This is a genomic window from Hydrogenophaga aromaticivorans (genome assembly GCF_013387465.1).
Taxonomy (GTDB): domain Bacteria; phylum Pseudomonadota; class Gammaproteobacteria; order Burkholderiales; family Burkholderiaceae_C; genus Hydrogenophaga; species Hydrogenophaga aromaticivorans.
The window spans coordinates 264,145-280,111 of the sequence record NZ_VYGV01000025.1 but is presented as its reverse complement, the minus strand read 5'-3'; the positions used below and the strand labels follow the sequence as shown (position 1 = coordinate 280,111).

Below are 15,967 nucleotides of genomic sequence, written 5' to 3'. Positions count from 1 at the left end.
CGTTCGCTCCTTCAGCCGAATTTAAAGAGGATGCCGTGCCCACCGCGCGGGTACTCCCAGTTCACGTTGGTGAACTCCGAGCAGATGATGCGGCAGCTGCCGCACTCCAGGCAGCCGTCGGTGATCAGGGTCACGCTGCCGTTGCCTTCGGCCTTGTAGCAGGAGGCCGGGCACACGTAGGTGCAGGACTTCTGGGCGCAGTCGTTGGCGCAGATCTCGGGGTCCTTGATCTGGATGTGGGGCCGACCCGCGTCCACGCGGTAGCGGTTCTGAAACAGTTTCTCTTCGACATTCACGGCAACGGCGCTCATCGGAAAGCCCTCCAGAGTTTGACGGCGTCACCCACCAGACCGGTGAGCGAACGCGAGGTGCGGAAGCTGGAAAAAATTTCGCGTTCCTTGGTCTTCTTGTCCACCCCATCGACCGTGAACATCTTGTGCGCGGCCTTGGACACGAGCTCGGGGTAGGTGGTGAAGAACTGGTTGTTCTTGTGGAAGACCTCGGGCATGTCGCGGTACTTGTGCAGGTCCTTCATGACGAAGCTCTTGTCGAGCTCGGTCTTGTAGGACTTCAGCACCGCTTCGCTCATGGGCTTGCCCGCGGCCTTGGCGGCGATCACGGTTTCGGCCGCTAGGCGCCCGGTGGTCATGGCCAGGTTGGAGCCTTCGCGGTGCACCGCGTTGACGAAGCCGCCCGAGTCGCCCACGATCATCCAGCCGTTGCCGTAGACCTTGGGGATGGCGTAGAAACCGCCTTCGGGGATCAGGTGGGCCGCGTATTCCTTCATCTCGCCGCCCTGGATCAGCGGAGCGATCGAGGGATGTTGCTTGAGCTTTTCCAGCAGGGCGTAGGGGCTGGTCTTGTTCACGCTGCCCTTGAAATCGCCCAGCATGCAGCCGATGCCGATGGTGAGCGATTCCTTGTTGGTGTAGAGGAAGCCGGTGCCCATCATGCCGTCGGTGATCTTGCCGACCATCTCGATCACCACGCCTTCTTCTTCGCCGATGTTGAAACGCTGGCGGATCGTGTCTTCGGGCATGAAGAGGATCTCTTTCACCGCCAGCGCGACGTTGCTGTCCTTGATCTCGCCGTGGAAACCGGCCTTGCGGGCCAGCGTCGAGTTGACGCCGTCGGCCATGATCACCACGTCGGCGTAGACGTCGCCGGCTTCGCGGTCGCACTGCACGCCCACCACCTGGTCGCCGTCCATGATGAGGTGGTTGACCGTGGTCTCGCAGATCAGCAGCGCGCCGGCTTCGCGCACCTTGGAGCTGAACCACTTGTCGAACTGCGCCCGGATGATGGTGTAGCGGTTGTAGGGCGGCTTGTTGTAGTCGTCGCTGCGGTAGTGCGTGCCGACGAAGCTGTTGTCATCGAGCACCCAGACGCGCTGCTCGATGATGTGGCGCTCCAGCGGCGCGTCGTCGCGGAAGTCGGGAATGATCTTCTCCAGCGCGTCGCTGTAGAGGATGGCGCCCTGCACGTTCTTCGAACCCGGGTATTCGCCGCGTTCGATCTGCAGGACCTTGAGGCCGGCCTTGGCCAGGGTGTAGGCGCAGGCGTTGCCCGAGGGCCCCGCGCCGACCACGATGGCGTCGAATTGAGAGGGTTTTTTCATGGCGTTCCCCAGAGGTGGTGGACGGGATCAGGCAACCAGAGCGCTGCGCTTGGACAGGTGTTCGGCGAACGCCTTGCTCAGCGCGGGCAGCACCAGCATCGCGTTGCCGACGATGCCGTAGTGCGCGAATTCGAAGATGGGCGCGTTGGGGTCGGTGTTGATGGCGACGATCACGTCCGAGCCCTCCATGCCCACGCGGTGCTGCACCGCGCCGCTGATGCCGGCGGCGATGTAGAGCTTGGGGCGCACCGTCTTGCCGGTCTGGCCGACCTGACGGTCCGCCTCGACCCAGCCGGCCTGCACCACAGGCCGCGTGGCGCCGACCTCGCCGCCGAGCACCCGTGCCAGTTCGAACACCAGCTTGAAGTTGTCGGGGTTCTTCAGGCCCTTGCCACCGCTCACGATCACGTCCGCGTAGGGCAGGTTGATCTTGTTGCTGTGGGCGTCGGCGATGAAGTCGAGCAGCTTGGTGACGATCTGCGTCTCGACCATGCCCAGGGTGTCGTGCACCAGGTTGCCGGTGCGGCTGCTGTCGGCCTTGGGCATCAGCATCACGCGCGGACGCACCGTGGCCATCTGCGGCCGGTAGGCCAGGGTCATGATGGTGCAGTAGAGCGAGCCGCCGAAGGTGGGGCGGGTGGCGGCCAGGGCCTTGGACACCGGGTCGATGTTGAGCTCGGTGCAGTCGGCGGTGAGGCCCGTGAGCAGCGTGGTGGCCACCGAACCCGCGAGGTCGCGACCTTGTGAGGTGGCGCCCAGCAGCAGGATCTCGGGCTTGTACTTGTTGACCAGGTCGGTCAGGCCCTTGGTGAAGGGTTCGTTGCGGTAACCCTTGAGCACCGGGTCGGTCACGATGTACACGGTGTCGGCGCCGAAGCTGATGGCCTCGGCCGCGAACTTGTTCAGGTGCTCGTCGGCGCCGCCCAGCAGCACCGCGCCGACGGGGCTGCCCAGGGTGTCGGCGAGCTTGCGCGCTTCGCCCAGCAGCTCCCAGGACACGCTGTGCACGTGGCCGCGGTCGTGTTCGACGAACACCCAGACACCTTTGTAGGCCTTGAGCTCTTCCGACAGTTCGAGGTTGCGGCCGCGGCCGGCGGGGCGCTTGACGGGTGCATCAGGGGTGGCGGGGGCGTTCATGCGGACTCCTTCATGAGCAGGTCGGCTTCGAGCGTGGGGTGGCGGGTGAAGACTTTTTGCAAGAGGTTGAGCGAGATGTCGCGCAGGTTGGAGGTTTCGAGGTCCAGCATCTCCACCTTCTCGGTGCGCGGCGAAGGACCGAACACCTTGCTCACCACGGTGGGCGAACCCTTCAGACCGATCTTGCCGAGGTCCTCGATGGCGGCGTCTTCCTTGCTCCATTTGCGAACCGGGTACGCGGCGGCGTGGATCATGGCGGGCAGGTTGGCGAAGCGCATCTCGTTGGTGTTCTCCAGCATCGTGATCAGGCAGGGCAGGGCCGTCTTCAGCACCTGCACACCGCCTTCGGCGCGGCGCTCGACTGTGATCGTGCGGCCGTCCAGATCGGTCTCGACGATGCGCGACACATAGGTCAGCAGCTGCAGGCCCATGCGTTTGGCGATGCCCGGGCCGACCTGGGCGGTGTCGCCGTCGATGGTCTGCTTGCCGGTGAAGACGATGTCCACCGCCTGCTCCTTGGCAATCTGGCGGATGCCCGCGGCCAGCGCGTACGAGGTGGCCAGCGTGTCGGCGCCGGCGAAGGCGCGGTCGGTCACGAGCACGGCGTCGTCGGCACCGAAGCTGATGCATTTGCGCAGCGCTTCTTCGGCCTGTGGTGGGCCCATGCACAGCACGGTCACCTTGCCGCCGAATTTGTCCTTGAGGCGCAGCGCCTCTTCGAGCGAGAACAGGTCGTAGGGGTTGACGATGGCCGGCACGCCCTGGCGCATGATGGTGTTGGTGACCGGGTGGACCCGGATCTGTGCCGAGTCCGGCACCTGTTTGATACAGACGACGATGTGCATGGGGGTTTCTCCGGTAGGGGTCAAGCCACGGCGCGTTGTGGCAGCGATGTTTTCAAACTGTCCAGCGTGACGTGCTGTTTGCCGCCGACGTCCTGGAACACCTTGAACACCTTTTCCTGTGCCGGCGTGGACTTGACGAAATCGGCGTAGGCCTTGACCAGTTGTTCGCGGTAGACCGTGTAGAGCGCCAGCTCGTCGTCGGCCGAAGGCAGGGTCTGCTGGCGGATGTACTGGAAGAAGCGCTTGAGGATGTGCAGGCGGCTCACGTTGACCACCGACTGCTCGAACGGCACGCCGAAGTACTGCAGGAAATCCTCGGCCGATGACAGGGCCTTGAGCTGTTGAACAAAGTTTTCCATTGGGCGTTACTCCACGGTCGCGGGTTGAAGATGGGATTTCGCGGTCGCGAACCCCGGTTCGGCACATTGATCGTCACAGACGCCGCAGGCGTTGTCGGCACTGGCCAGGCCCTGACTGTGGGCCAGGGATCGTTCCAGCTGGGCCACGCGGTCGAGCAGGCAGGCGATCGCCTTGCCCACCGGGTCGGGAATGAGGTGGTGTTCGAGGTCGAAACCGTGCGTGGTGCGGCGCGCGGGGGCGACCACACGGCCCGGGATGCCGACCACAGTGGCGCCGGCGGGCACGGCCTCGATCACCACCGAATTGGCCGCCACCCGGGCGCCGTCGCCGACCTTGATCGGGCCGAGGATCTTGGCGCCCGCGCCCACCACCACCTGGTGGCCCAGGGTCGGGTGGCGCTTGCCGGCGCGCCAGCTCGTGCCGCCCAGCGTGACACCGTGGTAGAGCGTGACGTCGTCACCGATCTCGGCCGTCTCGCCGATCACGACACCGGTGCCGTGGTCGATGAAGAAGCGGGCGCCGATGCGCGCACCGGGGTGGATGTCGATCTGCGTCAGCGCTCGCGACACGAACGACAGCCAGCGCGGCAGGTAGCGCCAGCCACGGGTCCACAGCGCGTGGGCCAGGCGGTGCAGGGCAATCGCCTGCAGGCCGGGGTAGATGGTCCAGACCTCGATCAGGCTGCGCGCGGCCGGATCGCGTTTCAGCACGCAGCGTGCGTCTTCGCGCAGCAGGGCCCACCAGCCCGTGGGTGTGGCGGCAGCGGCGACCGTGGCTTCCGTGTTCACGCGCGTCCCCAGCCAGGTGAAACGTGGGCGATGTTGTGCGCGTCCATCAAAAAGCCGCGCAGCTCTTCGGGTGTGGCTTCCTGCTTCACGCGCATGGCGTGTTCGCGGATGCGGGCCAGCACGCGTTCGGTCAGCGCATCGTCCTCGATGGTCAGACCCATGGCACCGAAGGCCAGGCGCACGGCCTGCGAGCCCGAGTGTTTGCCGAGCACGGTGCGGCGCTCGCGGCCGAGCTCACCCGGGTCGAAGCCTTCGTACGTCGAGGGGTGCTTCTGCAGACCATCGATGTGGATGCCCGACTCGTGGGTGAACACGGCTTCGCCGACGATGCTCTTGTTGAAGGCCACCGAGCGGCCCGAGGCTTTGGCCACGAGCCGGGAGATGCTCAGCAGTGCCTGCGTGTCGACGCCGGTGTCGGTCTGCTGCAGATGGCGCGCGGCCATCACCACCTCTTCCAGCGCCGCATTGCCGGCGCGTTCGCCCAGGCCGTTGACGGTGGTGTTGGCGTGGGTCGCGCCGGCGCGTGCGGCGGCCAGGGTGTTGGCGGTGGCGAGGCCCAGGTCGTCGTGGGCGTGCATTTCGATGTCCATGTCCACCGCATCGCGCAGGCGGGAGATGGCGTCGAAGGTGGCAAACGGATCGAGCACACCGAGGGTGTCGGCGAAGCGGATGCGGCTGGCGCCACAGGCCTGGGCGCGGCGCGCGACCTCGATCAAAAAGTCGCTGTCGGCCCGCGAAGCGTCTTCGGCGCCGAACGAGATCTGGCGCCCGCTCTGTGCGGCTTTGCTGATCAGGCGCGTGACCTGCTCCTGCACCCATTCGCGCGACTGGCGCAGCTTGTATTGGAGGTGGATGTCGGAGACCGGCATCGAGAGGTGCACGATCTGCGCGTCGCAGCGCAGCGCGCTGGCGAGGTCGGTCTCGGTCAGGCGCCCCCAGACCATCAGCCTGGCCGGCAGCTGGAGCGCAGCGATGGCGTTGATGCAGGCGATCTCTTCTTCGCCCATGGCCGGGATGCCGATCTCCATCTCCGGCACACCCGCGGCCGAGAGGGCCGTGGCGATGGCGCATTTCTCGGACACCGTGAACGCCACCCCGGCGGTCTGTTCGCCGTCGCGCAGCGTGGTGTCGTTGATGATGAGATTGCGTGGCATGTGAGCGGCATCCTTTGGTGGGCTTGATCGCAAGCACCGTGCCACCTGTTTGGGCCCTTCAAAACCCGCTTTCTCGCGGCGCAAGGGGCCGGTTTGTCGGGTCTGGTCTGCTGGGCGTGTTCTGCCCGTGCTTTGCCTCTGTCGGAAATGTGTTGTTTCGGACAGCGCGTTGCTTCTCCATGCGGGGCCTCTCGTTCGTTGACCTCGCAGCTGCGGCAGGCGCTCTCCGGCGGGGGCTCATCCGGGGTGGTCGGCGCTTCGCGCCGACTGCGCTGCGCCCACCCGTGCGGGGCCTGCGCGGCCAAACTCGCTGCGTTCGCTTCGCTCTCTCCGCTCAGACAATGGCCGCGAGCATGAAACGAAGCGCGCACTTGCGCGCCAGGCCCCACACGGGCGGTCCCAGCCACCCCGGAACATCGCCCCCACCGGAGAGCGCCTGCCGCAGCAAGAAGCGAGTGGGTATTCCACCGGTGGCACGCCCAAACCCTTGTTGCCACGGTGTGGGTGGGTAGGTCGCAGCGCGCCTGTGAGGCGCCGAGAAGCGCAGTGGCCGTGGCCGCGCGCGCAGCGCGCTTCGTCAACTGACTTGTCGCACCTGTCTGAGCGGAGAGAGCGAAGCGAACGCAGCGAGTTGTGCGACGGGCCACGGCCGCGAGCATCGCAGGGAAGTCGGCGCGCAGCGCCGACCGCCTCACCGAAGCGTTGCGGCCTGCCCGCACACGCCTTGGCTCGCGGGGTGCAATGACCAAAACCTAGAAAGCTAACCCCGGCTCAGTGCTCCCGCGCATGGTTGCGCGTATGCCGCGGGAACTCGATCACCAGATCGGCTTCGCGCAGTTTGACGCAGCAGGCCAGGCGAGACTGCGCGTCCAGGCCCCAGGCGTGGTCGAGCTGGTCTTCTTCGTCGTCCTTCGGCTTGGACAGGGAAGCGCCACCTTCGCGCACGTAGACATGGCAGGTCGCGCAGGCGGCCACCATCTCGCAGGCGTGTTCGATGGCGATGCCGTGGTTCAGGAAACCCTCGCACAGGGACTCACCCTTGGGCAGTTCAATCTCGCGCCCCTCGGGGCAGAGGTCGGGGTGGGGCAGCAGGCGGACTTTGGGCATGGGGTTCCTGTTGCTGGGTTGCTAAGGCATCAAACTGTCCATGGCGCGGCCCGCCAGGGCCTTCTGGATCGACGCGTTCATGCGACGCGCCGCAAAGGCGTCGGTGGCGGCGGAGAGCGCGTTCGTGCTCAGGCGCAGCTCGTCCACCGGGGCTTCGGTCTCCAGCCGGTCGGCCACTGCGTACATGGCCTGGTGGATGGCTTCGATTTCCGTGGGGCTGAGCAGTCCACCGTCTTCCGCGAGCGCGCTTTCAGTCGCGTCCAGCAGCCGCCGCGCATCGATCTGGGCCTCTCGCAGCGCTCGCAGCCGCATGTCGGACTGAGAGGCCGCGATCGCGTCCTGCAGCATGGAAGCGATCTGTTCATCACCCAGGCCATAGCTCGGCTTCACTTCGATGTGGGCCTCGATGCCGCTGCTCTGTTCGCGCGCACTGACCGATAGCAGGCCGTCGGCGTCGATCTGGAAACTCACGCGGATGTGCAAGGCGCCGGCCACCGCGGGGGGCAGGCCGCGCAGCTCGAATCGCGCCAGCGAGCGGCAGTCGGCCACCGACTCGCGTTCGCCCTGCACCACGTGCAGCGACATCGCGGTCTGGCCGTCCTTGAAGGTGGTGAAGTCCTGCGCACGCACCGTGGGCAGCGTGGAATTGCGCGGAATCACCTTTTCCACCAGGCCGCCCATGGTCTCGATGCCGAGCGAGAGCGGGCAGACGTCGAGCAGCAGCCACTGGTCGCCGCTGCCGTTGCCGGCGAGCACGTTGGCCTGCAGGGCCGCACCGATGGCGACCACCTGGTCGGGGTCGAGATCGGCCAGCGGTTCGAGGCCGAAGTAGTCGCGCACCGCGTCGCGGGCGATGGGCATGCGGGTCGATCCGCCCACCAGCACCACGCCGGTGATCAGTGCGGTGTTGAGCTGGGCGTCGCGCAGCGCGCGCTTGGTGGCGCTGAGGGTGCGCGCGATCAGCGGCGCACCCAGCGTGGCGAACTGGGTGCGCGAAAGGATGGCCGCCAGCGACTGTCCATCGGCCAGCGTGAGACAGAGTTCGGCGCTGTCGTGGCTGGAGAGTTTTTCCTTCGCCGCGCGCGCGGCCGTGAGCAGGGCGCGCTGTTGCGAAGGCGGCAACGCGGCCACGCCGTCCAAGCCGTGTTCGGCGCAGAACCAGGCCGCGATGGCGCTGTCGAAGTCGTCACCGCCCAAGGCCGAATCTCCGCCCGTGGACAGCACCTCGAACACGCCTTGTGTGAGCTTGAGGATGGAAATGTCGAAGGTGCCGCCGCCGAGGTCGTAGACCGCGAACGTGCCTTCGGCCTGCTGGTCCAGGCCGTAGGCAATCGCCGCGGCGGTGGGCTCGTTGAGCAGGCGCAGCACGTTCAGGCCGGCGATGCGCGCCGCGTCCTTGGTGGCCTGGCGCTGCGCGTCGTCGAAGTAGGCGGGCACGGTGATCACGACACCCGAAAGCGGGCCGCCCAGCGAGGCTTCGGCGCGTTGGCGCAGCGTGTTCAGGATCTCGGCCGACACCTGCACCGGCGAACGTTCGCCCGCCACGGTGTGCAGGCCCACCATGCCCGGACCGTCCTTGAACTGGTAGGGCAGGGCGGCGGCGTCTTTCAGATCGGCCAGCGAGCGGCCCATGAAACGTTTGACCGACACGATGGTGTTGTGCGGATCGATGGCCTGCTGGGCCTGGGCTTCACGCCCGACCACCGTGGCACCGTCTTCCAGGTAGCGCACCACCGACGGCAGCAGCATGGCACCGTGTTCGTCGGGCAGACACGCGGCCACCGCGCTCTTCACGCTCGCAATCAGGGAGTTGGTCGTGCCCAGATCAATGCCCGCGGCCAGGCGGTGCTGGTGGGGGGCAGCGCTTTGTCCGGGTTCAGCGATTTGAAGCAAAGCCATGTCAACGTACCCCCCGTTTCTTGCTCACTTCGTGTAGCCGAATCCCCCCCAGGGGGCGCACCCAGCGGCCCGGCAAAGCCGGTTCCGCGGGTGCCCTGGAACGTGCTTCGCTGCGCTCGCAGAGGGATGCGGAGAGGTGTTTCATACGGCGAAGCTCTCGCCGCAGCCGCAGCTGTTTTTCGCGTTCGGGTTGTTGAACTTGAAGCCTTCGTTCAGGCCTTCGCGCACGAAGTCAAGCTCGGTGCCGTCCAGCATGGCCAGGCTCTTGGCGTCGACGATGAGCTTGGTGCCCTGGGTCTCGAAGCACTGGTCGTCGGCGTTCAGGGCGTCGACGAATTCCAGTGCGTAGGCAAAGCCCGAGCAGCCGCTGGTCTTGACCGCGAGGCGCAGGCCGATGCCGCTGCCGCGTTTGGCCAGCGATTTTTCAACGTGCCGTGCGGCGGCGGGGGTGAGACTGACCTGCATGGAAATCTCCTGAGGGTTCAGACTGAAAAGGAGGAGCCACAACCGCAGGTGGTCGCAGCGTTCGGGTTGTGGATCACGAAGCGCGAGCCTTCCAGGCCGTCTTCAAAATCGACGCGTGCGCCCAGCACGTACTGCTGGCTCATGGCGTCGACCACCAGGGCCACGCCGGCGGTCACGGTCAGGGTGTCGTCTTCGTTGACCTGGTCGTCAAAGGCGAAGCCGTACGAGAAACCCGAGCAGCCACCGCCGGTCACGTACAGGCGCAGCTTGAGGTTGGGGTTGCCCTCTTCGACGATCAGTTCAGCCACCTTGGCCGCGGCCGCTGGCGTGAACTCCAGCATGGGCGGCATGGCGATGGGGTCGGCGGGGGTTGAGGCAGCGGCAGCAACTTGCATGGTGGTGACTCCGGTGGTGTGTGACAGGGGTGGGTTTCAGCGCGTGCTGGAGGCGCAGGCGGGCTGCTCCGACACCAGGGTGGCGGCTTCGCCGGTGGCCTGGCGCGAGCGGAAGTCGGCCACGGCCGCTTTGATCGCGTCTTCGGCCAGGATGGAGCAATGGATCTTCACGGGCGGCAGGGCAAGTTCTTCGGCGATCTGTGAGTTCTTGATCGCCAGCGCTTCGTCCAGCGTGCGGCCCCGCACCCACTCGGTGACCAGCGAGCTCGACGCGATGGCCGAGCCGCAGCCGTAGGTCTTGAACTTGGCGTCCTCGATCACACCCTGGGCGTTGACGCGGATCTGCAGGCGCATCACGTCGCCGCAGGCCGGCGCGCCGACCATGCCGGTGCCGACGCTGGCGTCGTTGGCGTCGAAGGCGCCCACGTTGCGAGGGTTTTCATAGTGATCGACGACTTGTTCGCTGTAGGCCATGGTGTTGCTCCGGGAGGGTGTGTGACAAAGATGGGCGTGATCAATGCTCGGACCACTGGATCGTGCTGAGGTCGATGCCGGCCTGCACCATGTCCCACAGCGGGCTCATGGCTCGCAGGCGGTTCACGACCTCGGTGACCTGGGCAATCGTGAAATCGATCTCTTCAACCGTGGTGAAGCGGCCGATGGAAAAACGCACCGAACTGTGCGCGAGCTCGTCGCTGCGGCCCATGGCGCGCAACACGTAGCTGGGCTCCAGGCTGGCCGAGGTGCAGGCCGAGCCCGACGACACCGCCACGCCCTTGATGCCCATCAGCAGCGACTCGCCTTCGACGTAGTTGAAGCTGCAGTTGAGGTACTGCACGGCGCGCTGGCTTTCGTCGCCGTTGAGCACCACGCAGTCCATCTTTTGAAAGCCGGCCCAGAGGCGGTCGCGCAGGGTCTTGATGCGGGCGTTGTCGGCGGCCATGTTTTCGCGCGCCAGCCAGAAGGCCTCGCCCATGCCCACGATCTGGTGCGTGGCCAGCGTGCCCGAGCGCATGCCGCGCTCGTGGCCACCACCGTGCATCTGCGCGTCGATGCGCACGCGCGGTTTGCGGCGCACGTACAAAGCGCCGATGCCCTTGGGGCCGTAGATCTTGTGGGCCGACAGTGAAAGCAGATCAACCGGCAGCACGTCCAGATCGATCACCACCTTGCCGGCGGCCTGGGCGGCGTCCACGTGGAAGACCACGCCCTTGGCGCGGCAGATGGCGCCGAGCGCGGCGATGTCCTGAATGACGCCGGTCTCGTTGTTGACCATCATCACCGAGGCCAGCACGGTGTCGGGCCGCAGCGCGGCTTCGAACACCGCGATGTCGAGCAGGCCGCTGGGCAGCACCTGCAGCACCGTCACTTCGTAGCCCTCGCGCTCCAGTTCGCGCATGCTGTCGAGCACCGCCTTGTGTTCGGTCGCGACAGTGATCAGGTGCTTGCCCTTGGCGCGGTTGAAATGCGCCGCGCCCTTGATCGCGAGGTTGTTCGATTCGGTGGCGCCCGAGGTCCAGACGATCTCACGCGGGTCGGCGTTGATCAGCGAGCAGACCTGTTCGCGCGCCAGCTCCACCGCCTCGTCCGCGGCCCAGCCGAACGCATGCGAGCGGCTCGCCGGATTGCCATACAGCTCCGTCAGATAGGGAATCATCTTGTTCGCCACGCGGCGGTCCACCGGGGTGGTGGCGGCGTAGTCGAGGTAGACGCTGGCGGCGGCACGGGCGGGGGCGGGATCTCGGCTGCTGAGCGACATGGATGACTCCAGAAAATTGGGTGGGCCGCAGCGCATTCCGCAATTTCGGTGCCATGCCATTTGTTGCCTGTTCGCCACGTTTTTCGGCTCGCTTTGTTGGTTTTGTTCGCGCCATGCGCCGCACGATGGAATAGCACTGTTCGGTTTGTCGGAAAGCGTGAAGCCAAACGATCAACGGCGCACACCACCAAGTTACTGGTTCACTTCTTGCATGAGAGCGCGTCAGGAGGTGGCTTTTCTGCGTCAGAAATCCCTGCGTTGGTGCTCACCGGCCACGCCAGGGGCGGCGCTGCCCTGTATCAGGTCCTGCCTTGCACCTACCCGGAGCGCACCATGGTGATGAACACACAAATGACCGCAGCGCGGCGTGAATTGAACGTGATCTACGAGATCAGCAAGACGCTCGCGACCTCGTTGGATGTCCACAAAACTTTTCGTGAAGCCCTTAACTATTTGTTGCAGGCACTGGACTGGCGCCGTGCCTTTGTCGTGCTGTCCAAACCGGGCTCGGCCGAGCTGCACGGTCTGTGCGCTGTCGGTCTGAGTCACGAAGAAAGCCAGCGCCTGAAGTTCCTGCCGGGTGAAGGCATCGTGGGCCGGGTCTATGCCACGGGCATGCCGTTTTCGGCGCCCGACCTGCGTGCCGAGCCGCTGTTCCTGAACCGCACCGGCGGCGCCGACCAGAGCCCGGGCGCCTGTGTCGCCATGCTGGCCACGCCGATCCGGGCGGACCGGCGCACGGTGGGCGTGCTGGCGGTCGATTACCTGAATCCGCAGACCCGCAGCAACTTCGGTGACGACCTGCAGTTGCTCAAGATGGTGTCCACGCTGATGGGCCAGGCGCTGCTGTTGCACCGCAGTGTCAGCGCGGCCCACGACAGCATGCAGGACGAGGTGCGCCGCATGTCCAAGGCGCTCAAGAGCGGCAGCAAGATCGAACACGTGGTGGGCACCTCGGCGCCCATGCTGGAGGTGTTTGACCAGGTGCACCAGGTGGCGCCGGCGCGCACGACGGTGCTGTTGCGCGGCGAGAGCGGCACCGGCAAGGAAGTGATCGCCAGGGCCATCCACAGCCTGTCGCCGCGCAAGCGCGAAGCCTTTGTCTGCGTCAACTGCGCGGCGCTGACAGAGTCGCTGCTGGAGAGCGAACTCTTCGGCCATGAAAAGGGCTCGTTCACCGGCGCCCAGGGTCAGCGCAAGGGTCGCTTCGAAATGGCGCACGGCGGCACCCTGTTCCTGGACGAGATCGGTGACATCTCGGCCTCGTTCCAGGCCAAGCTGCTGCGCGTGTTGCAGGAGCGCGAGTTCGAGCGGGTGGGGGGCGGCACGCCGGTGAAGGTGGATGTGCGCCTGATCCTCGCCACCAACCGGGATCTGGAGCGCATGGTGAAGGCGGGCGAGTTCCGCGCCGACCTGTACTACCGCATCAACGTGGTCAGCATCCAGCTGCCGCCGCTGCGCGAGCGCCGCGAAGACATCCCGGCCATGGCCAAACATTTTCTCGACCGTTTCAACCGCGAAAACGCACGCACCACCCAGTTCAGCCCGGCGGCGATGCGGGTGCTGAGCAGTTGTTACTGGCCGGGCAATGTGCGCGAGCTGGAGAACTGCGTGGAACGCACCGCCACCATGGCGCACAGCGACGTGATCACCGACCTGGCTTTTCCCTGCCAGGGCAACCGCTGCCTGACGCAGGTGTTGCACCACATCGACCGCGAAGACGCGGTGCGGCCCAGCCGCCTGACGGAGATTCCGATCCAGGAGCGGCCGATGGGGCCCGCCGGGGCCGACACCGCCTTGCCCGCACCCACCGAGGTCTCTCCCGAGCCGGTCGCCGTCGCCGCGCCGACCGCCGTCGCCGATGGCAAGCCCGAAGGTGAAAGCGAGCGCCTGGTCTGGGCGATGGAGCGCAGTGGCTGGGTGCAGGCCAAGGCGGCGCGTCTGCTCAAGATCTCACCGCGCCAAATGGGCTATGCCTTGCAGAAGCATGGCATTGAGGTTCGGAAGTTCTGAACTCTTTGTAGGGTTTTCGGGCTGCTTTTGCTGGCGCCATTCGGTTGCGCGGGCAACGCGCCGGGCGTCCGCGGCGGGTCGCCTTCGCGCTCGCGCAGATGTGCTGCTTCAGTCGGCTGGGTCTGAGTGAAAACCGGGCTGGTGGGCGAGGCTCTGTGGCATGCGCGAATCCTCTGCGGCGCCCCGCCGCAGCCACCCGACACGTCTGCGAACGTGTGGGCGGAACCGAAGTTTGACTTCCCCTCTTTTTCCCAGCCTTGCCCAAGTCCCTGAACTGCGCCAGCGGCATGCAACCGATGTGTGGTCTTTGTCGCAAGCCAGACGCAACACCTCCCAAAAGATGTGGCTCCTGTGGCATCTGCGACAACCGACAAAAGACGCCAGTTACTTGATTTAAAACAAGATTTCCGGTGGCACGGATTTGGCTATAGGTCCCCCATGCGGCCAAGTGTCGGACGCGAAAAGGGTTCCCATGCAAACCAGCGCAGCCAGTGGTTCATTGCCGGCCAAGACCTACATCGGCATCGGCCAGATCAAATCCTTGGGCGCCACGCCCGAACTGCCCGCCACCGGTGGTGGTTGTGGCACCTCCGGCGGTGAGGGAAAAGCCAGTTGTGGCACCTCCGACGGTCCCGACGACATGCCCCAGGAAGTCTGGGACAAGGTCAAGAACCACCCCTGCTATTCCGAAGAAGCCCACCACCACTACGCGCGCATGCACGTGGCCGTGGCGCCGGCCTGCAACATCCAGTGCAACTACTGCAACCGCAAATACGACTGCAGCAACGAGAGCCGCCCCGGCGTGGTCTCGCAGAAGCTCACGCCCGAACAGGCCGTGAAAAAAGTCGTCGCCGTGGCCAGCGAGATTCCGCAGATGACGGTGCTCGGCGTGGCCGGCCCCGGCGATGCGCTGGCCAACCCGGCCAAGACCTTCGAGACCTTCCGCATGCTGCAGGAGCAGGCGCCCGACATCAAGCTCTGCCTGTCCACCAACGGCCTGGCACTGCCGGATCAGGTCGACGAGATCTGCAAATACAACGTCGACCACGTGACCATCACCATCAACATGGTGGACCCAGCCGTGGGCGAGAAGATCTACCCCTGGATCTTCTGGAACCACAAGCGCGTGACCGGCTACGAGGCCGCCAGGATCCTGCACGAGCGCCAGATGCTCGGCCTGGAAATGCTCACCGCGCGCGGCGTGCTCACCAAGATCAACTCGGTGCTGATCCCCGGCATCAACGACGAGCACCTGATCGAGGTGAACCGCGAAGTGAAGAAGCGCGGCGCCTTCCTGCACAACATCATGCCGCTGATCTCCGAAGCCGAACACGGCACGGTGTTCGGCCTCACCGGCCAGCGTGGCCCAACCGCTTCCGAGCTGAAAGCCGTGCAGGACGCCTGCATGGGCGGCGCCAACCTGATGCGCCATTGCCGCCAGTGCCGCGCCGACGCGGTGGGCCTGCTGGGCGAAGACCGCTCGGAAGAGTTCACGCTCGACAAGCTGGAGCAGATGGAAGTGGTCTACGACCTGGACAAGCGCAAGAGCTACCAGGACAAGGTCGAGGTCGAGCGCCAGGCGCAACAGGCCGCCAAACACGAAGCCCTGGCCGCGGCCACGGCCATCGGAGTGGATGAAGAGCTCAAGGTGCTGGTCGCGGTCGCCACCAAGGGCGGTGGTCGGGTCAACGAGCACTTCGGCCACGTCACCGAGTTCCAGGTGTTTGAAGTCTCGGCCGCGCAGGCCCTGTTTGTCGGCCACCGCCGCGTCGACCTGTATTGCCAGGGCGGTCACGGCGATGACGAGCAGCTGCCTTCGGTGGTCAACGCCATCAACGACTGCCACGCCGTGCTGGTCGCCAAGATCGGCGCCTGCCCGCGCGACGAGCTGCTGGCCGCCGGTGTCGAACCGGTCGATCAGTACGTCGGCGAGTTCATCGAAAAGGCCGCGCTGGAGTGGTTCAACGACTACCGCGGCCGCATCGCCAGCGGCGCCATCGCGCACCAGCCGCGCGGCGACGCGCAGATCCGCCAGGGCGCTTTCACCGGCGGCCTCGCCGAAGCCGCCTGACACCAACCCCATCCCATCCCCCACGACGTCCCCAGAAGGAGAGCCACCATGCCCATGAAGATCATCGCGTCCACCTGCACCGCCTGCTCGGCCTGCGAACCCGAGTGCCCGAACGTCGCGATCCGCGAAAAAGGCGGCACCTACGTCATCGACCCCAAGAAGTGCACCGACTGCGAAGGCCACTACGACGAGCCGCAATGCGTCGCCGTTTGCCCGGTCGATGGCTGCATCGTCAAGATCTGAAGCGCCCCCGTTGCTTGCTCGCTGCGCGTAGCCGCATCCCCCCTCAAGGGGGCGCACCTGGCGGCCCGGCAAAGCCGGTTCCGCGGGTGCCCTGGAGGGGGCTTCGCTTCGCT

General features: G+C 65.9%; 16 protein-coding genes. 3 read left to right on the top strand and 13 right to left on the bottom strand.

Going from position 1 to position 15,967, the window contains the following annotated elements:
- Nucleotides 1-11: 11 nt before the first annotated feature.
- From F3K02_RS23500 to F3K02_RS23440, 13 genes are all read right to left on the bottom strand, one after another.
- Nucleotides 12-311: a ferredoxin family protein gene (locus F3K02_RS23500; protein ID WP_177138575.1), complete on the bottom strand. Its 300-nt coding sequence runs from the start codon at nucleotides 309-311 to the stop codon at nucleotides 12-14.
- On the bottom strand, nucleotides 308-1,618 hold the full coding sequence (locus tag F3K02_RS23495; RefSeq protein ID WP_177138573.1) for an FAD-dependent monooxygenase: 1,311 nt from the start codon (nucleotides 1,616-1,618) through the stop codon (nucleotides 308-310). The genes F3K02_RS23500 and F3K02_RS23495 overlap by 4 nt, the downstream gene beginning before the upstream one ends.
- A gap of 27 nt (nucleotides 1,619-1,645) precedes the next feature.
- Nucleotides 1,646-2,755, bottom strand: coding sequence for an electron transfer flavoprotein subunit alpha/FixB family protein (locus tag F3K02_RS23490; protein ID WP_177138571.1), 1,110 nt, complete (start codon nucleotides 2,753-2,755; stop codon nucleotides 1,646-1,648).
- A complete protein-coding gene (locus F3K02_RS23485; RefSeq protein ID WP_177138569.1) occupies nucleotides 2,752-3,600 on the bottom strand; it encodes an electron transfer flavoprotein subunit beta/FixA family protein in 849 nt (282 codons plus the stop codon). Before F3K02_RS23485 ends, F3K02_RS23490 begins: the two co-directional genes overlap by 4 nt.
- Before the next feature lie 20 nt (nucleotides 3,601-3,620).
- Nucleotides 3,621-3,959, bottom strand: coding sequence for a nitrogenase stabilizing/protective protein NifW (nifW, locus tag F3K02_RS23480; protein ID WP_177138567.1), 339 nt, complete (start codon nucleotides 3,957-3,959; stop codon nucleotides 3,621-3,623).
- A gap of 6 nt (nucleotides 3,960-3,965) precedes the next feature.
- A complete protein-coding gene (gene cysE / locus F3K02_RS23475) occupies nucleotides 3,966-4,748 on the bottom strand; it encodes a serine O-acetyltransferase (RefSeq protein WP_343067142.1) in 783 nt (260 codons plus the stop codon).
- On the bottom strand, nucleotides 4,745-5,902 hold the full coding sequence (gene nifV / locus F3K02_RS23470; protein WP_177138564.1) for a homocitrate synthase: 1,158 nt from the start codon (nucleotides 5,900-5,902) through the stop codon (nucleotides 4,745-4,747). The genes cysE and nifV overlap by 4 nt, the downstream gene beginning before the upstream one ends.
- Nucleotides 5,903-6,673: 771 nt before the next feature.
- The gene (gene fdx / locus F3K02_RS23465) at nucleotides 6,674-7,009 is read right to left on the bottom strand and encodes an ISC system 2Fe-2S type ferredoxin (RefSeq protein ID WP_077334097.1); all 336 of its coding nucleotides are present in this window, start codon (nucleotides 7,007-7,009) and stop codon (nucleotides 6,674-6,676) included.
- Between the two features lie 21 nt (nucleotides 7,010-7,030).
- Nucleotides 7,031-8,908: a Fe-S protein assembly chaperone HscA gene (hscA, locus tag F3K02_RS23460; RefSeq protein WP_177138562.1), complete on the bottom strand. Its 1,878-nt coding sequence runs from the start codon at nucleotides 8,906-8,908 to the stop codon at nucleotides 7,031-7,033.
- Nucleotides 8,909-9,049: 141 nt separating this feature from the next.
- Nucleotides 9,050-9,373, bottom strand: coding sequence for an iron-sulfur cluster assembly protein IscA (iscA, locus tag F3K02_RS23455; protein WP_177138560.1), 324 nt, complete (start codon nucleotides 9,371-9,373; stop codon nucleotides 9,050-9,052).
- Between the two features lie 17 nt (nucleotides 9,374-9,390).
- Nucleotides 9,391-9,768, bottom strand: a complete 378-nt coding sequence (gene erpA / locus F3K02_RS23450) for an iron-sulfur cluster insertion protein ErpA (RefSeq protein ID WP_177138558.1) — start codon at nucleotides 9,766-9,768, stop codon at nucleotides 9,391-9,393.
- A gap of 36 nt (nucleotides 9,769-9,804) precedes the next feature.
- Nucleotides 9,805-10,242: a Fe-S cluster assembly scaffold IscU gene (gene iscU / locus F3K02_RS23445; RefSeq protein WP_177138556.1), complete on the bottom strand. Its 438-nt coding sequence runs from the start codon at nucleotides 10,240-10,242 to the stop codon at nucleotides 9,805-9,807.
- Nucleotides 10,243-10,282: 40 nt separating this feature from the next.
- Entirely contained in the window at nucleotides 10,283-11,527 is a 1,245-nt protein-coding gene (locus F3K02_RS23440; protein WP_177138554.1) for an IscS subfamily cysteine desulfurase, read from the bottom strand.
- Between the two features lie 336 nt (nucleotides 11,528-11,863).
- On the opposite strand from F3K02_RS23440, the gene nifA reads away from it, so the two are divergent.
- The 3 genes from nifA to F3K02_RS23425 all read left to right on the top strand — a co-directional run bounded on the left by nifA (nucleotide 11,864) and on the right by F3K02_RS23425 (nucleotide 15,854).
- Nucleotides 11,864-13,540, top strand: a complete 1,677-nt coding sequence (nifA, locus tag F3K02_RS23435) for a nif-specific transcriptional activator NifA (RefSeq protein ID WP_177138656.1) — start codon at nucleotides 11,864-11,866, stop codon at nucleotides 13,538-13,540.
- A 472-nt stretch (nucleotides 13,541-14,012) separates the two neighbouring features.
- Complete coding sequence (gene nifB / locus F3K02_RS23430; RefSeq protein WP_177138552.1) at nucleotides 14,013-15,611, top strand: nitrogenase cofactor biosynthesis protein NifB; 1,599 nt, start codon at nucleotides 14,013-14,015, stop codon at nucleotides 15,609-15,611.
- Between the two features lie 48 nt (nucleotides 15,612-15,659).
- Nucleotides 15,660-15,854 carry a 4Fe-4S binding protein gene (locus F3K02_RS23425; RefSeq protein WP_177138544.1) on the top strand — a complete coding sequence of 65 codons (195 nt, stop codon included), beginning with the start codon at nucleotides 15,660-15,662 and terminating at the stop codon, nucleotides 15,852-15,854.
- The last annotated feature ends 113 nt before the right edge of the window (nucleotides 15,855-15,967 follow it).